At 64.4% G+C, this 16,491-nt stretch carries 10 protein-coding genes and 3 rRNA genes; 11 read left to right on the top strand and 2 right to left on the bottom strand.

The genetic code is table 11. From position 1 onward, the window contains the following. The first annotated feature begins 51 nt into the window (after nucleotides 1–51). Together argH and FGL15_RS00545 are read left to right on the top strand one after the other, a co-directional pair. Complete coding sequence (gene argH / locus FGL15_RS00550; RefSeq protein ID WP_138944577.1) at nucleotides 52–1,482, top strand: argininosuccinate lyase; 1,431 nt, start codon at nucleotides 52–54, stop codon at nucleotides 1,480–1,482. Nucleotides 1,483–1,497: 15 nt separating this feature from the next. Further along, nucleotides 1,498–2,115, top strand: a complete 618-nt coding sequence (locus FGL15_RS00545) for a DNA-3-methyladenine glycosylase (RefSeq protein ID WP_138944576.1) — start codon at nucleotides 1,498–1,500, stop codon at nucleotides 2,113–2,115. 9 nt (nucleotides 2,116–2,124) lie between these two features. Here FGL15_RS00545 and FGL15_RS00540 read toward each other — a convergent pair whose 3' ends face one another. Both FGL15_RS00540 and FGL15_RS00535 read right to left on the bottom strand, forming a co-directional pair. Next, nucleotides 2,125–2,724, bottom strand: a complete 600-nt coding sequence (locus FGL15_RS00540; protein WP_138944575.1) for a hypothetical protein — start codon at nucleotides 2,722–2,724, stop codon at nucleotides 2,125–2,127. Then, entirely contained in the window at nucleotides 2,721–3,353 is a 633-nt protein-coding gene (locus FGL15_RS00535; protein ID WP_138944574.1) for a DNA-binding protein, read from the bottom strand. The genes FGL15_RS00540 and FGL15_RS00535 overlap by 4 nt, the downstream gene beginning before the upstream one ends. A gap of 168 nt (nucleotides 3,354–3,521) precedes the next feature. Between FGL15_RS00535 and tyrS the strand changes: the two genes are divergently transcribed. From tyrS to FGL15_RS00495, 9 genes are all read left to right on the top strand, one after another. Then, nucleotides 3,522–4,832, top strand: a complete 1,311-nt coding sequence (gene tyrS, locus FGL15_RS00530; RefSeq protein ID WP_138944573.1) for a tyrosine--tRNA ligase — start codon at nucleotides 3,522–3,524, stop codon at nucleotides 4,830–4,832. A gap of 43 nt (nucleotides 4,833–4,875) precedes the next feature. Next, nucleotides 4,876–6,783, top strand: a complete 1,908-nt coding sequence (locus FGL15_RS00525) for a PQQ-binding-like beta-propeller repeat protein (protein WP_138944572.1) — start codon at nucleotides 4,876–4,878, stop codon at nucleotides 6,781–6,783. Between the two features lie 601 nt (nucleotides 6,784–7,384). Next, nucleotides 7,385–8,905: ribosomal RNA gene (locus FGL15_RS00520) — 16S ribosomal RNA — on the top strand. Nucleotides 8,906–9,357: 452 nt separating this feature from the next. After that, a 23S ribosomal RNA gene (locus tag FGL15_RS00515) occupies nucleotides 9,358–12,474 on the top strand. A gap of 136 nt (nucleotides 12,475–12,610) precedes the next feature. Beyond that, nucleotides 12,611–12,726: ribosomal RNA gene (gene rrf / locus FGL15_RS00510) — 5S ribosomal RNA — on the top strand. The 16S, 23S and 5S rRNA genes sit together here, the layout of an rRNA operon. A gap of 594 nt (nucleotides 12,727–13,320) precedes the next feature. Then, entirely contained in the window at nucleotides 13,321–14,379 is a 1,059-nt protein-coding gene (locus FGL15_RS00505; protein WP_240773683.1) for a hypothetical protein, read from the top strand. Then, a complete protein-coding gene (locus FGL15_RS00500) occupies nucleotides 14,309–15,385 on the top strand; it encodes an HAD-IIA family hydrolase (RefSeq protein WP_079002654.1) in 1,077 nt (358 codons plus the stop codon). Before FGL15_RS00505 ends, FGL15_RS00500 begins: the two co-directional genes overlap by 71 nt. Nucleotides 15,386–15,476: 91 nt before the next feature. Then, a complete protein-coding gene (locus FGL15_RS20140) occupies nucleotides 15,477–15,635 on the top strand; it encodes a hypothetical protein (RefSeq protein ID WP_168223262.1) in 159 nt (52 codons plus the stop codon). A 3-nt stretch (nucleotides 15,636–15,638) separates the two neighbouring features. Further along, a complete protein-coding gene (locus tag FGL15_RS00495; RefSeq protein ID WP_138944571.1) occupies nucleotides 15,639–16,490 on the top strand; it encodes a TlyA family RNA methyltransferase in 852 nt (283 codons plus the stop codon). Nucleotide 16,491 lies beyond the last annotated feature (1 nt).

The raw sequence follows: 16,491 nt of genomic DNA, 5'->3' as shown, positions 1-16,491 counted from the left end.
CGACCGACCAGTCCGGAGCACTCCGGGCGTCAGCAGTACAGGAGGCCCATCGTGGCAGATCAGCAGAACCGAGCAGGCGAATCCGGGGCCCTCTGGGGTGGACGCTTCGCGAGCGAACCGTCGCCGGAACTCGCCCGTCTGAGCAAGTCCACACAGTTCGACTGGGTCCTCGCCGCATACGACATCGCGGGTTCCCGCGCCCATGCCAAGGCGCTCGCCTCGGCTGGGTACCTCGACGAGGACGAGCTTCGCGGGATGCTCGCCGCTCTCGACGTCCTGGACGCCGACGTGGCCGACGGGACGTTCGTCGCGGCCGAGAGCGATGAGGACGTCCATTCGGCGCTGGAACGCGGGCTCGTCGAACGGGCCGGCAAGGAACTCGGTGGGAAGCTGCGCGCCGGACGAAGCCGGAACGACCAGATCGCGACGCTCGTGCGCCTCTACCTCATCGATCACGGACGGGTGATCGCCCGCGACGTCATCCACCTGATCGACGCGATCGTCTCCCAGGCCGAAGCACACCCGGACGCGGTGATGCCCGGCCGCACGCACCTGCAGCACGCCCAGCCGGTGTTGCTCGCCCACCAGCTGCTCGCGCACGCCTGGCCGCTCACCCGCGACCTGGAGCGGCTCCGCGACTGGCTCGCCCGGGCGAGCGCCTCGCCGTACGGTTCCGGAGCGCTCGCCGGCAGTTCCCTCGGCCTCGACCCGGTGCTCGTCGCGCACGAGCTCGGGCTCGACCGGCCGACCGAGAACTCGATCGACGCCACCGCCAGCCGCGACGTCGTGGCCGAGTTCGCGTTCATCACCTCGCTGATCGGGATCAACCTGTCCCGGTTCGCCGAGGAGATCATCGTCTGGAACACCCGTGAGTTCGGGTTCGTGACCCTCGACGACGCCTACTCGACCGGCTCGAGCATCATGCCGCAGAAGAAGAACCCCGACATCGCCGAACTCGCCCGTGGGAAGTCCGGGCGACTCATCGGGAACCTGACCGGGTTGCTGGCGACGCTGAAGGCGCTGCCGCTCGCGTACAACCGCGACCTGCAGGAGGACAAGGAGCCGGTGTTCGACTCCGTGAACCAGCTGGAGGTGTTGCTGCCGGCGTTCACCGGGATGGTGGCGACGCTCCGCTTCGACACGGCGCGGCTGCGCGAGCTGGCACCGGAAGGGTTCTCCCTCGCGACGGACGTCGCCGAGTGGCTCGTCAAGCAAGGTGTCGCCTTCCGCGACGCTCATGAGATCAGCGGCGAGCTCGTGCGGTACTGCGAGGAGCGCGGGCTGGCGCTCGACGAACCGGACGACGCCGCACTGGCGGGTGTCTCGGAACATCTCACGCCGGCCGTGCGGAGCGTCCTGACCGTCGACGGCTCGATCGGTAGCCGACTCGGCGCCGGTGGGACTGCGCCTGAGCGGGTCCAGGACCAGCTCATGACGCTCGTCGGGCGGGTGGGCGCGCTGTCGCAGGCCCTCTCGCTCTAGACGGGCCGGGGTCCGATGACGACGGCCGGTCCGCTGCGGGCGCTGACCTCGGGATCGGCTCTCGAGGTCGCGCCCGCGCTGCTCGGAGCGGTGCTGTCCCACACGACGCCCGAGGGCACCGTGTCGGTCCGCCTCACCGAGGTCGAGGCCTATCTCGGGGTCGGCGAGGATCCCGGATCCCATGCGCACCGTGGTCCGACCCCGCGCACGAGTCCGATGTTCGGTCCGCCCGGGCATCTGTACGCGTACTTCAGCTACGGCATGCACGTCTGCATCAACGTCGTGTGCTCGCCTGTCGGCACGGCGTCGGCCGTCCTCCTGCGCGCCGGCGAGGTCGTCGCGGGCCTGGAGCTCGCGCGAATGCGACGCGGTGAACGGGTGCCGGATCGCGACCTGGCCAGAGGACCGGCGCGGCTCACCGTGGCGCTCGGGATCGCGCTCGACCAGTCGGGTGACGACCTCGCCGAGCCGCCCTTCAACCTGCTCCTGCCCGAGCGCCCGCTCGCCTCGGCGACCGGTCCGCGGACGGGCGTCAGCGGGGTCGGTGGGGGAGCCGCCTACCCGTGGCGGTTCGTGCTGCCGGGGGAGACGACCGTCTCGCCCTACCGCCGGTCGCCCAGGGCGATGGACTGACCCGCCGACTCAGCCTCGCGCGAGCAGCAGGATGGACGCCACCCCGGCAGCCCAGAGGAGACTGGCGAGCGAGCCGATGATGAACCGCTCGCGCGCCTCGGCCGAGTCGAGTTCGGTGAAGCGTCCGACACCCTTCACCGCGACGATGACCGCGATCGCCTCCGGATAGCCGGAGAACAACGCGGCGACGAGGGCGAGCCGTTCGAGGATCCCGATCGCGGTCCCGCCACGCAGCACCTCGATGGGACGTCCGACGACCTGCGGGGCGCTCGGGTTCCGGCGCTCCACGAGGATGCCGCCGTGGATCCCGGGGGCGACGCTGCCCTTCGTCGCGAGGGCGAGGACGACGGAGGCGACCGGACCACCACCGGCGACCGCGACGGCGAGCACGAAGACGCCGAGGAGCACGAGTGCTGGACCGGTCGGCGGAAGCGAGGGGACGAGCGCGACCAGGAGGGCCCCGATCACCATGAGGGCAGCCGCCACGACCAGGAGACGATCCGCGAGACGCGCGCTCAGCACCCGGGCCAGCAGGAGGAAGACGAGCGCGCTTCCGAGGAGGCCGATGACGGTCGGCCAGGTGATGGGCGTGAGCGTGACGAGGTTCATCGCTCGTCCTTTCGGTCGTCGGGGTGGTGCACGGAGCCGTCCTGGTCGAGCTTCGCCAGGAGGCGGATGAGCGCGGTGGTCGCCGCGGCTTCGGCTCGGACTCCGGCGGCCGCGACTCGGCGACTGACCGAACTCTCGGTGATGCCGAGTCGTGCCGCGGCCTCGGACTGGGTCACGCCGGCCGCGAGCAGGTCGGCGACCTCCCACCCGCCGGCGGTCCTCCGGTCGCGGAGGTGGAGCAGGAGCACGATGAGTGCTTCGACATCGGCGCCGCCCTGCTGGTCGGCCGCCTCGAGCGCGAACCGGAAGGGCGCCCGCTTGGCCCGCGTGACGGCCTCCCGTGCGGCGTAGAAGGCCCGACCGGTCGCGGCTCGGGTCGACTCGGGGAGCGGACGCCGGACGTCGCCTTGGCCGATGCCCACGCTCCAGCCGTGATCCCGGAGGAGGTCGAAGGCGATGGCGAGCGCGACCTCGGCGTCCTCGGTGGCGAGCTGGAACTCGTCGCCCGCCGTGCGTTCGGCCTGGAGGAGCAGGCGGTCCGGGAACCGGTCGTTGATCGCGTCGATGACACCGGCGGCGCGATCAGGGCCGGTCCGGCTCGCGATCTGATCGACGGTCAGCACGTACACGGCGCTCCTCTCGGCGATGGCTCGGCTCGATCACCCTATTCGCAACGTGCAGGTATTTCCACAACTCTGAAGAATGAGAGGAATTCCTGCACGTCACGATCGCCGCGATCACGCCGAGGCCGATGCGCCCGATCCAGCAGCCGATGCCGCGCTGATAGCCTTGCAAGCGTGTCGAACCTCGCTCTTCCTGACCAGCGCAACGATCCGACCTTCGACGACGTCTGGGACGAACTCGTCTGGCGCGGGCTCGTCCACGTGTCAACGGATCAGCAAGAGCTGAAGCGGCTGCTCGGAGGAGCGCCGATCACCTACTACTGCGGGTTCGACCCGACGGCTGCGAGCCTCCACCTGGGCAACCTGGTCCAGCTGCTCGTCATGCGTCGGCTGCAGCTGGCCGGACATCGCCCGCTCGGGCTCGTGGGCGGTTCGACCGGCCTCATCGGCGACCCGCGACCGACCGCCGAGCGCACACTGAACACGCCGGACACCGTCGCCGAGTGGGTGCAGTCCCTCCGCGCGCAGATCGAACGCTTCCTCAGCTTCGAGGGCGAGAACGCCGCGCGCATGGTCAACAACCTCGATTGGACCGCACCGCTCTCGGCGATCGACTTCCTGCGGGAGATCGGCAAGCACTACCGCGTCGGCACGATGCTGAAGAAGGACGCGGTCAGCGCCCGCCTCAACTCGGAGGCGGGGATCAGCTACACCGAGTTCAGTTACCAGATCCTCCAGGGGATGGACTACCTCGAGCTGTACCGCGAATACGGCTGCGTCCTGCAGACCGGCGGGAGCGACCAGTGGGGCAACCTCACGAGCGGCACCGACCTCATCCACCGGGTCGAGCGGGCGACCGTCCACGCGATCGGGACCCCGCTGATCACGAACTCGGACGGCACGAAGTTCGGGAAGAGCGAAGGCAACGCGGTCTGGCTCGACCCGAGCATGACGAGCCCGTACGCGTTCTACCAGTTCTGGGTCAACACCGACGATGCGGACGTCATCGCCCGGCTGAAGGTGTTCACGTTCCTCGATCGGGTGGAGATCGAGCGACTGGCGGCTGCGACCGAGGCGGAACCGTTCAAGCGGGAGGCGCAGAAGACCCTCGCCTACGCCGTCACCGCGCTCGTCCACGGCGTCGCCGCGACGGATGCGGCCATCGCCGCGTCGGCCGCGCTCTTCGGTCAGGGCGATCTGGACGCACTCGACGCGGACACGCTGCGGTCGGCCGTCACGGAGTTGCCGAACGCGCGGGTGGCAGCGGAGACGCTCGTCATCCAGGCGCTCGTCGACACGGAGCTGTGCTCGAGCCTCGGTGAGGCTCGACGCGCGGTCGCCCAGGGAGGTGTCTCGGTGAACAACCGCAAGATCGACGACGTCGACGCGACCCTGGACGACCGGTTCCTCACGGGCGGGGTGGCCGTGCTGCGCCGCGGCAAGCGCACCCTCGCCGGGCTGTTCCTCGACGGAGCGCCCGCCTGATCCGCCGACGACGGCATCGTCGTCGTCATCGAACCTGAAGGGGATGCTCCGAGTGCAGCTCTGCGAGGCGTGCGGGACCGAGATCGTCGACCGTCGCGACGGTGTGTGCCCGAGTTGTGGGGCCATGTTGCCGCTGCGCACGGGCGAGCTGTCGACGGTGGAGACCCTGGCCGAGGCCGAGGCGGCGGACGAGCCGGAGCCGGCGGCCGAGCCCGAGCGGGAGTCGACGGACGACCGGCCCACGCCGGCCGACGACGGCGACCTCGTCGAGACCGATGCACCCCAGGTCGAGACCGATGCCCCAGCAGCGGAAGCCGATCGACTGCCGTCGCCGGACCTCGACACGACTGAGCCCACGAACCCCGGTACCGCGACGTCGATCGCGCCGAGCGCGGTGCCGGCACCGGCCCAGGACCCCGAGTCCACCAACCCGACGCCGACGCAGGCGTCGACTCCACTCCCGGCGACAGCCGCTGCGGCCGAACCGGCTTCGGCAAGCGCGGCGGGGGAGGCACCGGGGGAACAGACCGCGACCGAGACCGCGCCCCGCGCCCTCTGGCACCCTGATTCGTTGCCCACCACGGTCAAGCGGACCCCCTCGCGCCGACGATGGTTCCTCATCGGCGGACTCGCACTGGCAGTGGTCGCTGCGATCGTCGCGGTCGTGCTCATCGTGGTCGCGGCCGTTCCCCACCGCGTCGAGGGGCTCGCGCTCCTCCGCGACCTCCCGACGAAACCGACCGTCGGAACGTGGGAACTCGCGCATCCGCTGGACGACGAGGTGCCTGCGGGCGACGAGCTCTACCTGAACGGGTACACCGCGAGCCCCAACACCGCGCTGCTCGTGTGGTCGACCGACCGGCCATTGGATCAGACGACCATCGACGACGCTCCGGGCGAGACGGTGGTCTCCCTGGTCAACACGGCGAACGGCCACACCCTGTGGGACCGTCGCGTCACCGAGCTCTCTCCGGAGTTCGACCGCTTCGACGCACCGGTGGTCGTCTCCCCACCGGATGCGGCCGCGATCGTGCTGAGCCAGGGCGACCTCATGGTCGCCGTGAGCCGTCGCGACGGACACGTGGTGTCCACCTCGCAAGAGCACTCGAGTGTCGAGGGGATCGGCTTCGCCGACTTCGCCGCGCCGGCGGCGTTCGTCCCGGGTCTCGAGGGTGACCTGCTCATCTCGTCGACCACGGCCGACCGCACCGGGACGGTGGGCCGCTATCGGTCGACGGACCTGACCGACCCGGTCTGGGAGGTCAGCGGCGACGCCGGCGAGCGGGCGACCACCGCGGGCGACAAGCTCTTCTACGACGGTGCGGTGTACTCGCTCGACGACGGATCGACCATCGACTGGCAGGGCGACCTCTCCTGGTACTACCAGCAGGTGGGCGGCGAACTCGTCGCGATCGACTATTCCGGCAACGACACCACGATCCGCGGGGTGGACGACCGCACCGGCGCCGAGCGCTGGAAGGCGACCGGGGCGTTGCCGGTGGTGCTCGACGCGAGCGGGCTGTTGGTCGTCGCCGACCAGTCGGGGGAGCGGGTCCGCCGCCTCGACCCGCGATCCGGCGAGGTCGAGTGGCGCAGCGGACTGACGAGCACCTGGGACGGCGCCTACACCGTGGGCGACACGATCATGCTCGGCGACGGCGAAGGCGGATACACCGGGGTCGGCGCTCGAAACGGTGAGATCCGATACGAGGAGCAGGACGCCGAGGGCAGCCTCGTCGGATACAGCGATCGGACCCTCCTGCTCACACTCGACGGCACGCTCGTCGGCATCGACGCGACCACGGGCGAGCGCAGTTGGTCGGTCGACTCCGCCGGAGACGAGTACTCGTTCACCGCCTGGGGCGGAAGCCCACTCGCCGTCGCGACGGTCGTCGCGGCCGGTTCCGGCTCAGCGGCCGTCCTCGGCATCGGTGACGCCGATCGGGACTGAAGCGCGTGGATCCGGGCGACACGCCCGGGATGCAGCGATGATTTGCCAGCCCCTGGCGGTCTGCGTAAAGTAATCACTCGTCACCCCAAAGGTGCGGGAAGCGGAAGAGCTTCCCGGCCTCAAGTGGGACTGATACCCAGCCAAAAGCCGAGCATCTCCACGTGAGTCAAATTCACACTTGAGATCGTCTCACTTCAAGACTAGGTTGGAACTTCCCAGCTCTCGGGTCATCGAAGCGGTGAGGATCAGACGGACTCCGGTCCACTCAGATCAGCTCCTGGTTCGACTTGACAAGAACCGATGAAGTGGTAAGTTAGAGAAGTTGCCCTGCAGGGCGGTCGTGATGGCCAAAGGCAGGAGCATCCGATCCTTGAGAACTCAACAGCGTGCACAATGTCAAATGCCAAAAACCTCGTGCAATTGATGCCTTCCTTTTCGGTTGGTTGATGTTGTAAGAGATTCCTTTGGAAAACATTTAAACAAAACAAAGCAAGTCAGTAATGATTTGTTCTGTCAGTTTCAAACTTGCATCGTGTTCACCTATTCCGGTGGCATGGTGCGCGAAATGTGCCGGCTGCTTCGGTGGTCGTGCAATTCAACATTTACGGAGAGTTTGATCCTGGCTCAGGACGAACGCTGGCGGCGTGCTTAACACATGCAAGTCGAACGATGAAGCCCAGCTTGCTGGGTGGATTAGTGGCGAACGGGTGAGTAACACGTGAGTAACCTGCCCTTGACTCTGGGATAAGCGTTGGAAACGACGTCTAATACCGGATACGAGCTTCCACCGCATGGTGAGTTGCTGGAAAGAATTTTGGTCAAGGATGGACTCGCGGCCTATCAGCTTGTTGGTGAGGTAATGGCTCACCAAGGCGACGACGGGTAGCCGGCCTGAGAGGGTGACCGGCCACACTGGGACTGAGACACGGCCCAGACTCCTACGGGAGGCAGCAGTGGGGAATATTGCACAATGGGCGAAAGCCTGATGCAGCAACGCCGCGTGAGGGACGACGGCCTTCGGGTTGTAAACCTCTTTTAGCAGGGAAGAAGCGAAAGTGACGGTACCTGCAGAAAAAGCACCGGCTAACTACGTGCCAGCAGCCGCGGTAATACGTAGGGTGCAAGCGTTGTCCGGAATTATTGGGCGTAAAGAGCTCGTAGGCGGTTTGTCGCGTCTGCTGTGAAATCCCGAGGCTCAACCTCGGGTCTGCAGTGGGTACGGGCAGACTAGAGTGCGGTAGGGGAGATTGGAATTCCTGGTGTAGCGGTGGAATGCGCAGATATCAGGAGGAACACCGATGGCGAAGGCAGATCTCTGGGCCGCTACTGACGCTGAGGAGCGAAAGGGTGGGGAGCAAACAGGCTTAGATACCCTGGTAGTCCACCCCGTAAACGTTGGGCGCTAGATGTGGGGACCATTCCACGGTTTCCGTGTCGTAGCTAACGCATTAAGCGCCCCGCCTGGGGAGTACGGCCGCAAGGCTAAAACTCAAAGGAATTGACGGGGGCCCGCACAAGCGGCGGAGCATGCGGATTAATTCGATGCAACGCGAAGAACCTTACCAAGGCTTGACATATACGAGAACGGGCCAGAAATGGTCAACTCTTTGGACACTCGTAAACAGGTGGTGCATGGTTGTCGTCAGCTCGTGTCGTGAGATGTTGGGTTAAGTCCCGCAACGAGCGCAACCCTCGTTCTATGTTGCCAGCACGTAATGGTGGGAACTCATGGGATACTGCCGGGGTCAACTCGGAGGAAGGTGGGGACGACGTCAAATCATCATGCCCCTTATGTCTTGGGCTTCACGCATGCTACAATGGCCAGTACAAAGGGCTGCAATACCGTAAGGTGGAGCGAATCCCAAAAAGCTGGTCCCAGTTCGGATTGAGGTCTGCAACTCGACCTCATGAAGTCGGAGTCGCTAGTAATCGCAGATCAGCAACGCTGCGGTGAATACGTTCCCGGGCCTTGTACACACCGCCCGTCAAGTCATGAAAGTCGGTAACACCCGAAGCCAGTGGCCTAACCGCAAGGATGGAGCTGTCTAAGGTGGGATCGGTAATTAGGACTAAGTCGTAACAAGGTAGCCGTACCGGAAGGTGCGGCTGGATCACCTCCTTTCTAAGGAGCATGTGCAACGCTCGTCTGTATACAGCGAGGTTTACGTTGCCAAGTCACACTGAGACGAATGTTCTCGGGTGGCGCTCATGGGTGGAACATTGACATTGATGCAGACGTGAGAGTCTGCCAGCAAGTACGTCTTCTTCGGGGGATTGGAACGGTGGCCGGCTCGAGGGTTTGCATATGCACGCTGTTGGGTCCTGAGGGACCGGATCTTCTCCGCTTCGGTGGAGGAAGGACGAACCTCAGGGCCTCTTTTGCTTGACATCAATGGTCAAGGAGAGAGGTACCGCCCGTACTTTGAGAACTACACAGTGGACGCGAGCATCTTAGATTCATGACCCTTTGGGGTTGTGGATCACAAAGATCAAAACATGCTTCTTCGGAAGTGATGTTGATCATTGGTCAATCTGCATCAGGTAACTGATGCCGATCGATTCAAACTCATGTGATTTCAAATTTCTAAGAGCAAACGGTGGATGCCTTGGCATCTGGAGCCGAAGAAGGACGTAGTAATCTGCGATAAGCCTCGGGGAGCTGATAAACGAGCTGTGATCCGAGGATTTCCGAATGGGGAAACCCCGCCAGGCCCCTTGTGGTGATCTGGTGACTCCCGCCTGAATATATAGGGCGGGTAGAGGGAACGGGGGGAAGTGAAACATCTCAGTACCCCCAGGAAGAGAAAACAACAGTGATTCCGTCAGTAGTGGCGAGCGAAATCGGAAGAGGCTAAACCGGGCATGTGTGATAGCTATCAGGCGTTGCATGTCCGGGGTTGTGGGACTTCTCACTCCGAACTGATATTCGGGGAGCATTAGAACGTGGTATAGACGAATGGGATTGAAAGCCCAGCCAGAGACGGTGCCAGCCCGGTAGTCGAAATGCTGCAATCGTGCGAGGAGTATCCCAAGTAGCACGGGGCCCGAGAAATCCCGTGTGAATCTGTCAGGACCACCTGATAAGCCTAAATACTCCCAGATGACCGATAGCGGACAAGTACCGTGAGGGAAAGGTGAAAAGTACCCGGGAGGGGAGTGAAATAGTACCTGAAACCGTTTGCTTACAAACCGTTGGAGCACCCTTGTTGGTGTGACAGCGTGCCTTTTGAAGAATGAGCCTGCGAGTTAGCGATATGTGGCGAGGTTAACCCGTGTGGGGTAGCCGTAGCGAAAGCGAGTCTGAATAGGGCGATTCAGTCGCATGTCCTAGACCCGAAGCGAAGTGATCTATCCATGGCCAGGTTGAAGCGACGGTAAGACGTCGTGGAGGACCGAACCCACTTAGGTTGAAAACTGAGGGGATGAGCTGTGGATAGGGGTGAAAGGCCAATCAAACTTCGTGATAGCTGGTTCTCTCCGAAATGCATTTAGGTGCAGCGTTGCGTGTTTCTTGCCGGAGGTAGAGCTACTGGATGGCCGATGGGGCCCAAAAGCTTACTGACGTCAGCCAAACTCCGAATGCCGGTAAGTGAGAGCGCAGCAGTGAGACGGTGGGGGATAAGCTTCATCGTCGAGAGGGAAACAACCCAGACCACCAACTAAGGTCCCAAAGCGCGTGCTAAGTGGGAAAGGATGTGGAGTTGCACAGACAACCAGGAGGTTGGCTTAGAAGCAGCCACCCTTGAAAGAGTGCGTAATAGCTCACTGGTCAAGTGATTCCGCGCCGACAATGTAACGGGGCTCAAGCACGCCACCGAAGTTGTGGCATTGATATTTTTGGTAGGCCTTCGTGGTCCAGCCGTATTGATGGGTAGGAGAGCGTCGTGTGGCGAGTGAAGCGGCGGTGTAAACCAGCCGTGGACGCTACACGAGTGAGAATGCAGGCATGAGTAGCGAAAGACATGTGAGAAACATGTCCTCCGAAAGACCAAGGGTTCCAGGGTCAAGCTAATCTTCCCTGGGTAAGTCGGGACCTAAGGCGAGGCCGACAGGCGTAGTCGATGGACAACGGGTTGATATTCCCGTACCCGCGAAGAACCGCCCAAGATAATCCAGTGGTGCTAAGAGTCCTAACCCGGACGACTGATTCCCTTCGGGGATGATGGGTCCGGTCTAACGCTCGACCCCATGCTGGTGCGTTTAGCGTATTAACAGGTGTGACGCAGGAAGGTAGCCTATGCCGGGCGATGGTTGTCCCGGTGTAAGTGCGTAGGCTGAGAGATAGGCAAATCCGTCTCTCGTGAAGGCTGAGACACGATACGGACCCGTAAGGGATAGTAGGTGATCCTATGCTGCCAAGAAAAGCATCGACGCGAGGTTCTAGTGGCCCGTACCCCAAACCGACTCAGGTGGTCAGGTAGAGAATACTAAGGAGATCGAGAGAATCGTGGTTAAGGAACTCGGCAAAATGCCCCCGTAACTTCGGGAGAAGGGGGGCCTGAGGCGTATTAGGACTTGCTCCGAAAGCGTTTGAAGGCCGCAGAGACCAGTGGGAAGCGACTGTTTACTAAAAACACAGGTCCGTGCCAAGTCGCAAGACGATGTATACGGACTGACGCCTGCCCGGTGCTGGAAGGTTAAGAGGAACGGTTAGCCGCAAGGCGAAGCTGAGAATTTAAGCCCCAGTAAACGGCGGTGGTAACTATAACCATCCTAAGGTAGCGAAATTCCTTGTCGGGTAAGTTCCGACCTGCACGAATGGCGTAACGACTTCCCAGCTGTCTCAACCGCGAACTCGGCGAAATTGCATTACGAGTAAAGATGCTCGTTACGCGCAGCAGGACGGAAAGACCCCGTGACCTTTACTACAGCTTGGTATTGGTGTTCGGTGTGGCTTGTGTAGGATAGGTGGGAGACTTTGAAGCTTGGACGCTAGTTCAGGTGGAGTCATTGTTGAAATACCACTCTGGTCACTCTGGATATCTAACTTCGAACCGTAATCCGGTTCAGGGACAGTGCCTGGTGGGTAGTTTAACTGGGGCGGTTGCCTCCCAAAAAGTAACGGAGGCGCCCAAAGGTTCCCTCAACCTGGTTGGCAATCAGGTGTCGAGTGTAAGTGCACAAGGGAGCTTGACTGTGAGACTGACAAGTCGAGCAGGGACGAAAGTCGGGACTAGTGATCCGGCAGTGGCTTGTGGAAGCGCTGTCGCTCAACGGATAAAAGGTACCTCGGGGATAACAGGCTGATCTTGCCCAAGAGTCCATATCGACGGCATGGTTTGGCACCTCGATGTCGGCTCGTCGCATCCTGGGGCTGGAGTAGGTCCCAAGGGTTGGGCTGTTCGCCCATTAAAGCGGTACGCGAGCTGGGTTTAGAACGTCGTGAGACAGTTCGGTCCCTATCCGCTGCGCGCGCAGGAAATTTGAAAGGATCTGACCCTAGTACGAGAGGACCGGGTTGGACGAACCTCTGGTGTGTCAGTTGTTCCGCCAGGAGCACCGCTGATTAGCTACGTTCGGGATGGATAACCGCTGAAAGCATCTAAGCGGGAAGCCGGCCTTAAGATGAGATTTCCATGCCTTCGGGCGAGAGGCTCCCAGCCAGACTACTGGGTTGATAGGCCGGATGTGGAAGAGAGGACGAAAGACTCTCGGAGCTGACCGGTACTAATAAGCCGATAATTTGATAACACTTTCTTTGTTTGAATACGAAGATGCTACGCGTCCACTGAGTGGTTCTCGATGTACGGTCGAGAACCCGGAAACAACACCACTGTGTTCGCACAGCGTGTTGGTTTGCTTGTTCACTTTGATACATCAATAGTGTTTCGGCGGCCATAGCGAGAGGGAAACGCCCGGTCACATTCCGAACCCGGAAGCTAAGACTCTTTGCGCCGATGGTACTGCAGGGGGACCCTGTGGGAGAGTAGGACACCGCCGGACTTCTTCGTTGAGATGGCCACCCAAGGTTCTTGGGTGGCCATTTTGCGTTAACACGCATCGTGCGTGAAGTCGTCGTTTCACGGGTACCGTGGGACAAGAATTCAACAGTAGGTTGACGCCGGGTGACGGCGTCCGAGCACCGTGGAGATCATCGTGAGTGACCAGTCAGCAGACCAGCCCGACAAGGGTGAGCGACGTCCTCCGAGATCTTCCGGTGACAACCGTGGGAACGGTGGTGCTGCACGGCGCGATGATCGCGCTCGTGGCACCGACCGCCCGCAGCGGTCCGATGCGCCCAGGAGCGATCGTCCGCGCACGGATCGTCCGCAGCGGTCCGACCGTCCAGCACGGAGCGGTGACCGTCCGTCATCAGCGGACCGTCCGCAGCGTTCGGATCGTCCGGCTTGGCAGAACGATCGCCCGGCGTCCGGGGACCGCCCGCAGCGCTCGGACCGTCCCGCGCGCAGTGGTGACCGTCCGTCGTCCGGTGATCGACCGCAGCGTTCGGACCGCCCGGCCTGGCAGAAGGATCGTCCAGCGTCCGGCGACCGTCCGCAACGGTCGGACCGTCCCGCCTGGCAGCAGGACCGGCCGTTGTCGGGGGATCGTCCGCAGCGGTCGGACCGTCCCGCGCGCAGTGGTGACCGTCCGTCGTCCGGCGATCGTCCGGACCGCGGGAACCGTACCGACCGTGGACACTCCTCTGAGCGTGGTGGCCGTCCCGACCGCGGGCGCGACAGCGGTGGACGCGAGCTGTGGACGCGCGATGGCGCTCCGGCCCGCGGGGACCGCGACGCGTTCCGACGCGAGCGTGAGCTGACCGAGGAAGAGCGTATCGCGTTCGAACTCAAGTCGATCCGGCCGCGTCACGACGATCCGGAGATCCCTGACGACGTCACGCCGCAGGACCTCGACAAGGGTGCGCGGAACGAGCTGAAGACCCTGAGTAAGGAGAACGCCGACGGCGTCGCCCAGCACCTGGCGATGGCGGCGCGACTGATCGACAGCGATCCTGCGTTGGCCCACCTCCACGCGATGTCCGCTGCCCGTCGCGCCGGCCGGATCGCGATGGTCCGCGAGACCCTCGCCATCACCGCGTACGAGACCGGCGACTACGCCCTCGCGCTTCGCGAGCTGCGGACCTATCGCCGTATCTCCGGCAAGGACGACCAGCTGCCGCTCATGGTGGACAGTGAACGCGGCGTCGGCCGACCGGAGCGTGCCTTGGAACTCGGACGGTCCGTCGATCGCTCGACCCTCGACGTGCCGGTCCGCGTCGCCCTCGCGATCGCGATGTCGGGTGCCCGGCTCGACCTCGGGCAGACCGAGGACGCACTGCTCGAGCTCCAGATCCCACAGCTCGACCCGAAGCGTGCGTTCTCCTACAGCCCGGCGCTGTTCAACGCGTACGCCGAGACCCTCGAGGTCCTCGGTCGTGAGGAGGAGGCGGCCGTCTGGCACGACCGGGCGATGATCGCCTCCGAGGCGCTCGAGCAGTCCGCTGCGGACGACGAGGGCGAGACGATGGTGGTCGTGGAGGAGTTCCTCGAGTTCGACGACGAATCCGAGTCGCCAACGGCTGATGCCCCTGAATCCGACGATCAGCCCGGGGAGGAGCCGTCCGGTGAGTCCGCTGCTGACGAGAAGGCCTAAGCCCGTGACCCCGCTCGACGGCGTCGACGTGGTTCTCGCCGATCTTGACGGCGTGGTCTACGCCGGCCCGAACCCGATCCCGCACGCGGTGGAGTCGCTGAATCTGGCGGCAGAGCACGTTCGCGTCGGATACATCACGAACAACGCCTCCCGGACGGACGCCTCCGTCGCGCAGCACCTGACCGACCTCGGTCTCAGTGTCGCGCCGGCAGAGGTCGTCACGAGCCCACAGGCCGCAGTCCGGCTGCTGGCGGGCCTGGTGCCCGCCGGGTCCACGATCCTGGTGGTCGGAGGCGCCGGGCTCGTCGACGAGGTCGAGAAGGGTGGCTTCGTCGTCACCCGCTCGGCTGAGGACTCGCCGGCTGCGGTGATCCAGGGCTTCGCTCCCGAGGTCGGCTGGTCGCAGCTGGCCGAAGCGGCGTTCGCGCTGCAAACGCCGACCGCCGACGGATCCGAGCTGCCGTGGGTCGCGACCAACACGGACTGGACCATCCCGCAGGCTCGCGGGATCGCTCCGGGAAACGGCACGCTGGTGTCGGCCGTCCACACGGCGGTCGGCCGTCTGGCGACGGTCGCCGGGAAGCCGGAGGTGCCGATCTTCGACGAGGCGAAGGTGCGTTTCGGCGCATCGAAGCCGCTCTTCATCGGCGACCGACTCGACACCGACATCCTCGGCGCGAACCGCGCCGGAATTGCGTCAGCCCTCGTCCTGACCGGCATCGATCGGGCCAAGCACGTCCTCGCGGCCGACCAGCACTCCCGGCCGACCTTCATCCTCGAGGATCTGCGGCAGCTGCACGAGCCGTATCCGGCCACCACCATGTCGCGCGACGGCAAGGCGGCGACGGTCGGTGCGGCCACGGTACGGATCCGTGGGAACGACGTCGTGGTGGAGTCGGACGGCCCGTCCCGGATCGACCTGTTGCGCGCCGCGTGCGCCGCGATCTGGGCGTCCGGCCGTGCCATCTACGGGCTCAACGTCCCGGAGCACCTGTACGCGGAGTGATGCCCACCCCTCGGGAGGCGCGGTTGACCACGGGTGTTCGCCCTCAGCGGTTCCCGGGGGCGGGGACGGTGGCGGCCGGTAGGGTTGCCCTGTGACGAACGAACCGGAGCACCCGACCGACGGCCTCGTGTCCCGCGTCAACCTCATCGACGAGCAGCCGCTCGAGGAGCGGGCCGCCGCATACAGCCAGCTCGTCGACGAACTGCGGGCGACGCTCGAGGGGAGCGACTCGCCGAAGACCTCGGCGTAGCGCATGGAGAACACACCCGAACCGCCGGCTGCAGCCGATTCGCCGGACGGCGCCGCGCAGCCCGCCCGCCTCGACGCCGCCCTCGCCGCGCGAGGACTCGCCCGCTCCAGGACCCATGCGGCCCAGCTCATCGCCGACGGGCTCGTGAGCGTCGACGACCGCACGATCGTGAAGGCCTCCCACCGGGTCCACCCGGATGCCCGGGTCGTCGTCGCCGGCGCCGACCACTACGTGAGTCGCGCCGCCCACAAGTTGCTCGCCGCCCTGGACGCCTTCCCGGTCGTGGTCGACGACGCACTCGTCCTCGACGCCGGCGCCTCCACCGGCGGATTCACCCAGGTCCTGCTCGAGCGTGGAGCGCGTCGGGTGATCGCCCTCGACGTCGGGCACGACCAGCTCGTGCCGCAGCTCCGAGAAGACGAGCGGGTGCAGGTTGTGGAGGGGTGCAACGTCCGCTTCCTGACGCCGGAGCAGCTCAGCGACCTCACCGGTCTGGACGAGCGTCCGTCGCTCGTGGTCGGCGACCTCTCGTTCATCTCCCTCACGCAGGTGCTCCCGGCAGTCGTGTCGGTCGTCGCGTCACCGGCGGAACTCGTCCTACTCGTCAAACCGCAGTTCGAGGTCGGTCGTGGTGGCGTCCGTGAGGGCGTCGTCACCGATCCCGCGCTCCGTGCCGACGCCGTCGCAGGCGTCCTGTGGGCGGCCTGGGACCTCGGGCTCGGGACGGCCGGGCTCATCCCGTCGCCGATCGTCGGCACCCACGGCAACCGCGAGTACGTGGTGTGGATATCGGCGGAGCACGGAACCAATCCGACAGAATGGATGCAGCAGATCACCTCGATGGCTGGAGCGTAAC

The organism is Plantibacter sp. M259, assembly GCF_006065115.1.
In the GTDB taxonomy this organism is placed as follows: Bacteria; Actinomycetota; Actinomycetes; order Actinomycetales; family Microbacteriaceae; genus Plantibacter; species Plantibacter auratus.
This window is presented reverse-complemented; position numbering and strand designations above follow the sequence as displayed.

Excerpts from the sequence above, each read along its gene's own strand:
- FGL15_RS00545 (WP_138944576.1), top strand. The coding sequence starts at position 1,498 with ATGACGACGGCCGGTCCGCTGCGGGCGCTGACCTCGGGATCGGCTCTC.
- FGL15_RS00540 (WP_138944575.1), bottom strand. The coding sequence starts at position 2,724 with ATGAACCTCGTCACGCTCACGCCCATCACCTGGCCGACCGTCATCGGC.
- FGL15_RS00525 (WP_138944572.1), top strand. The coding sequence starts at position 4,876 with ATGCTCCGAGTGCAGCTCTGCGAGGCGTGCGGGACCGAGATCGTCGAC.
- FGL15_RS00500 (WP_079002654.1), top strand. The coding sequence starts at position 14,309 with ATGCCCCTGAATCCGACGATCAGCCCGGGGAGGAGCCGTCCGGTGAGT.
- FGL15_RS00495 (WP_138944571.1), top strand. The coding sequence starts at position 15,639 with ATGGAGAACACACCCGAACCGCCGGCTGCAGCCGATTCGCCGGACGGC.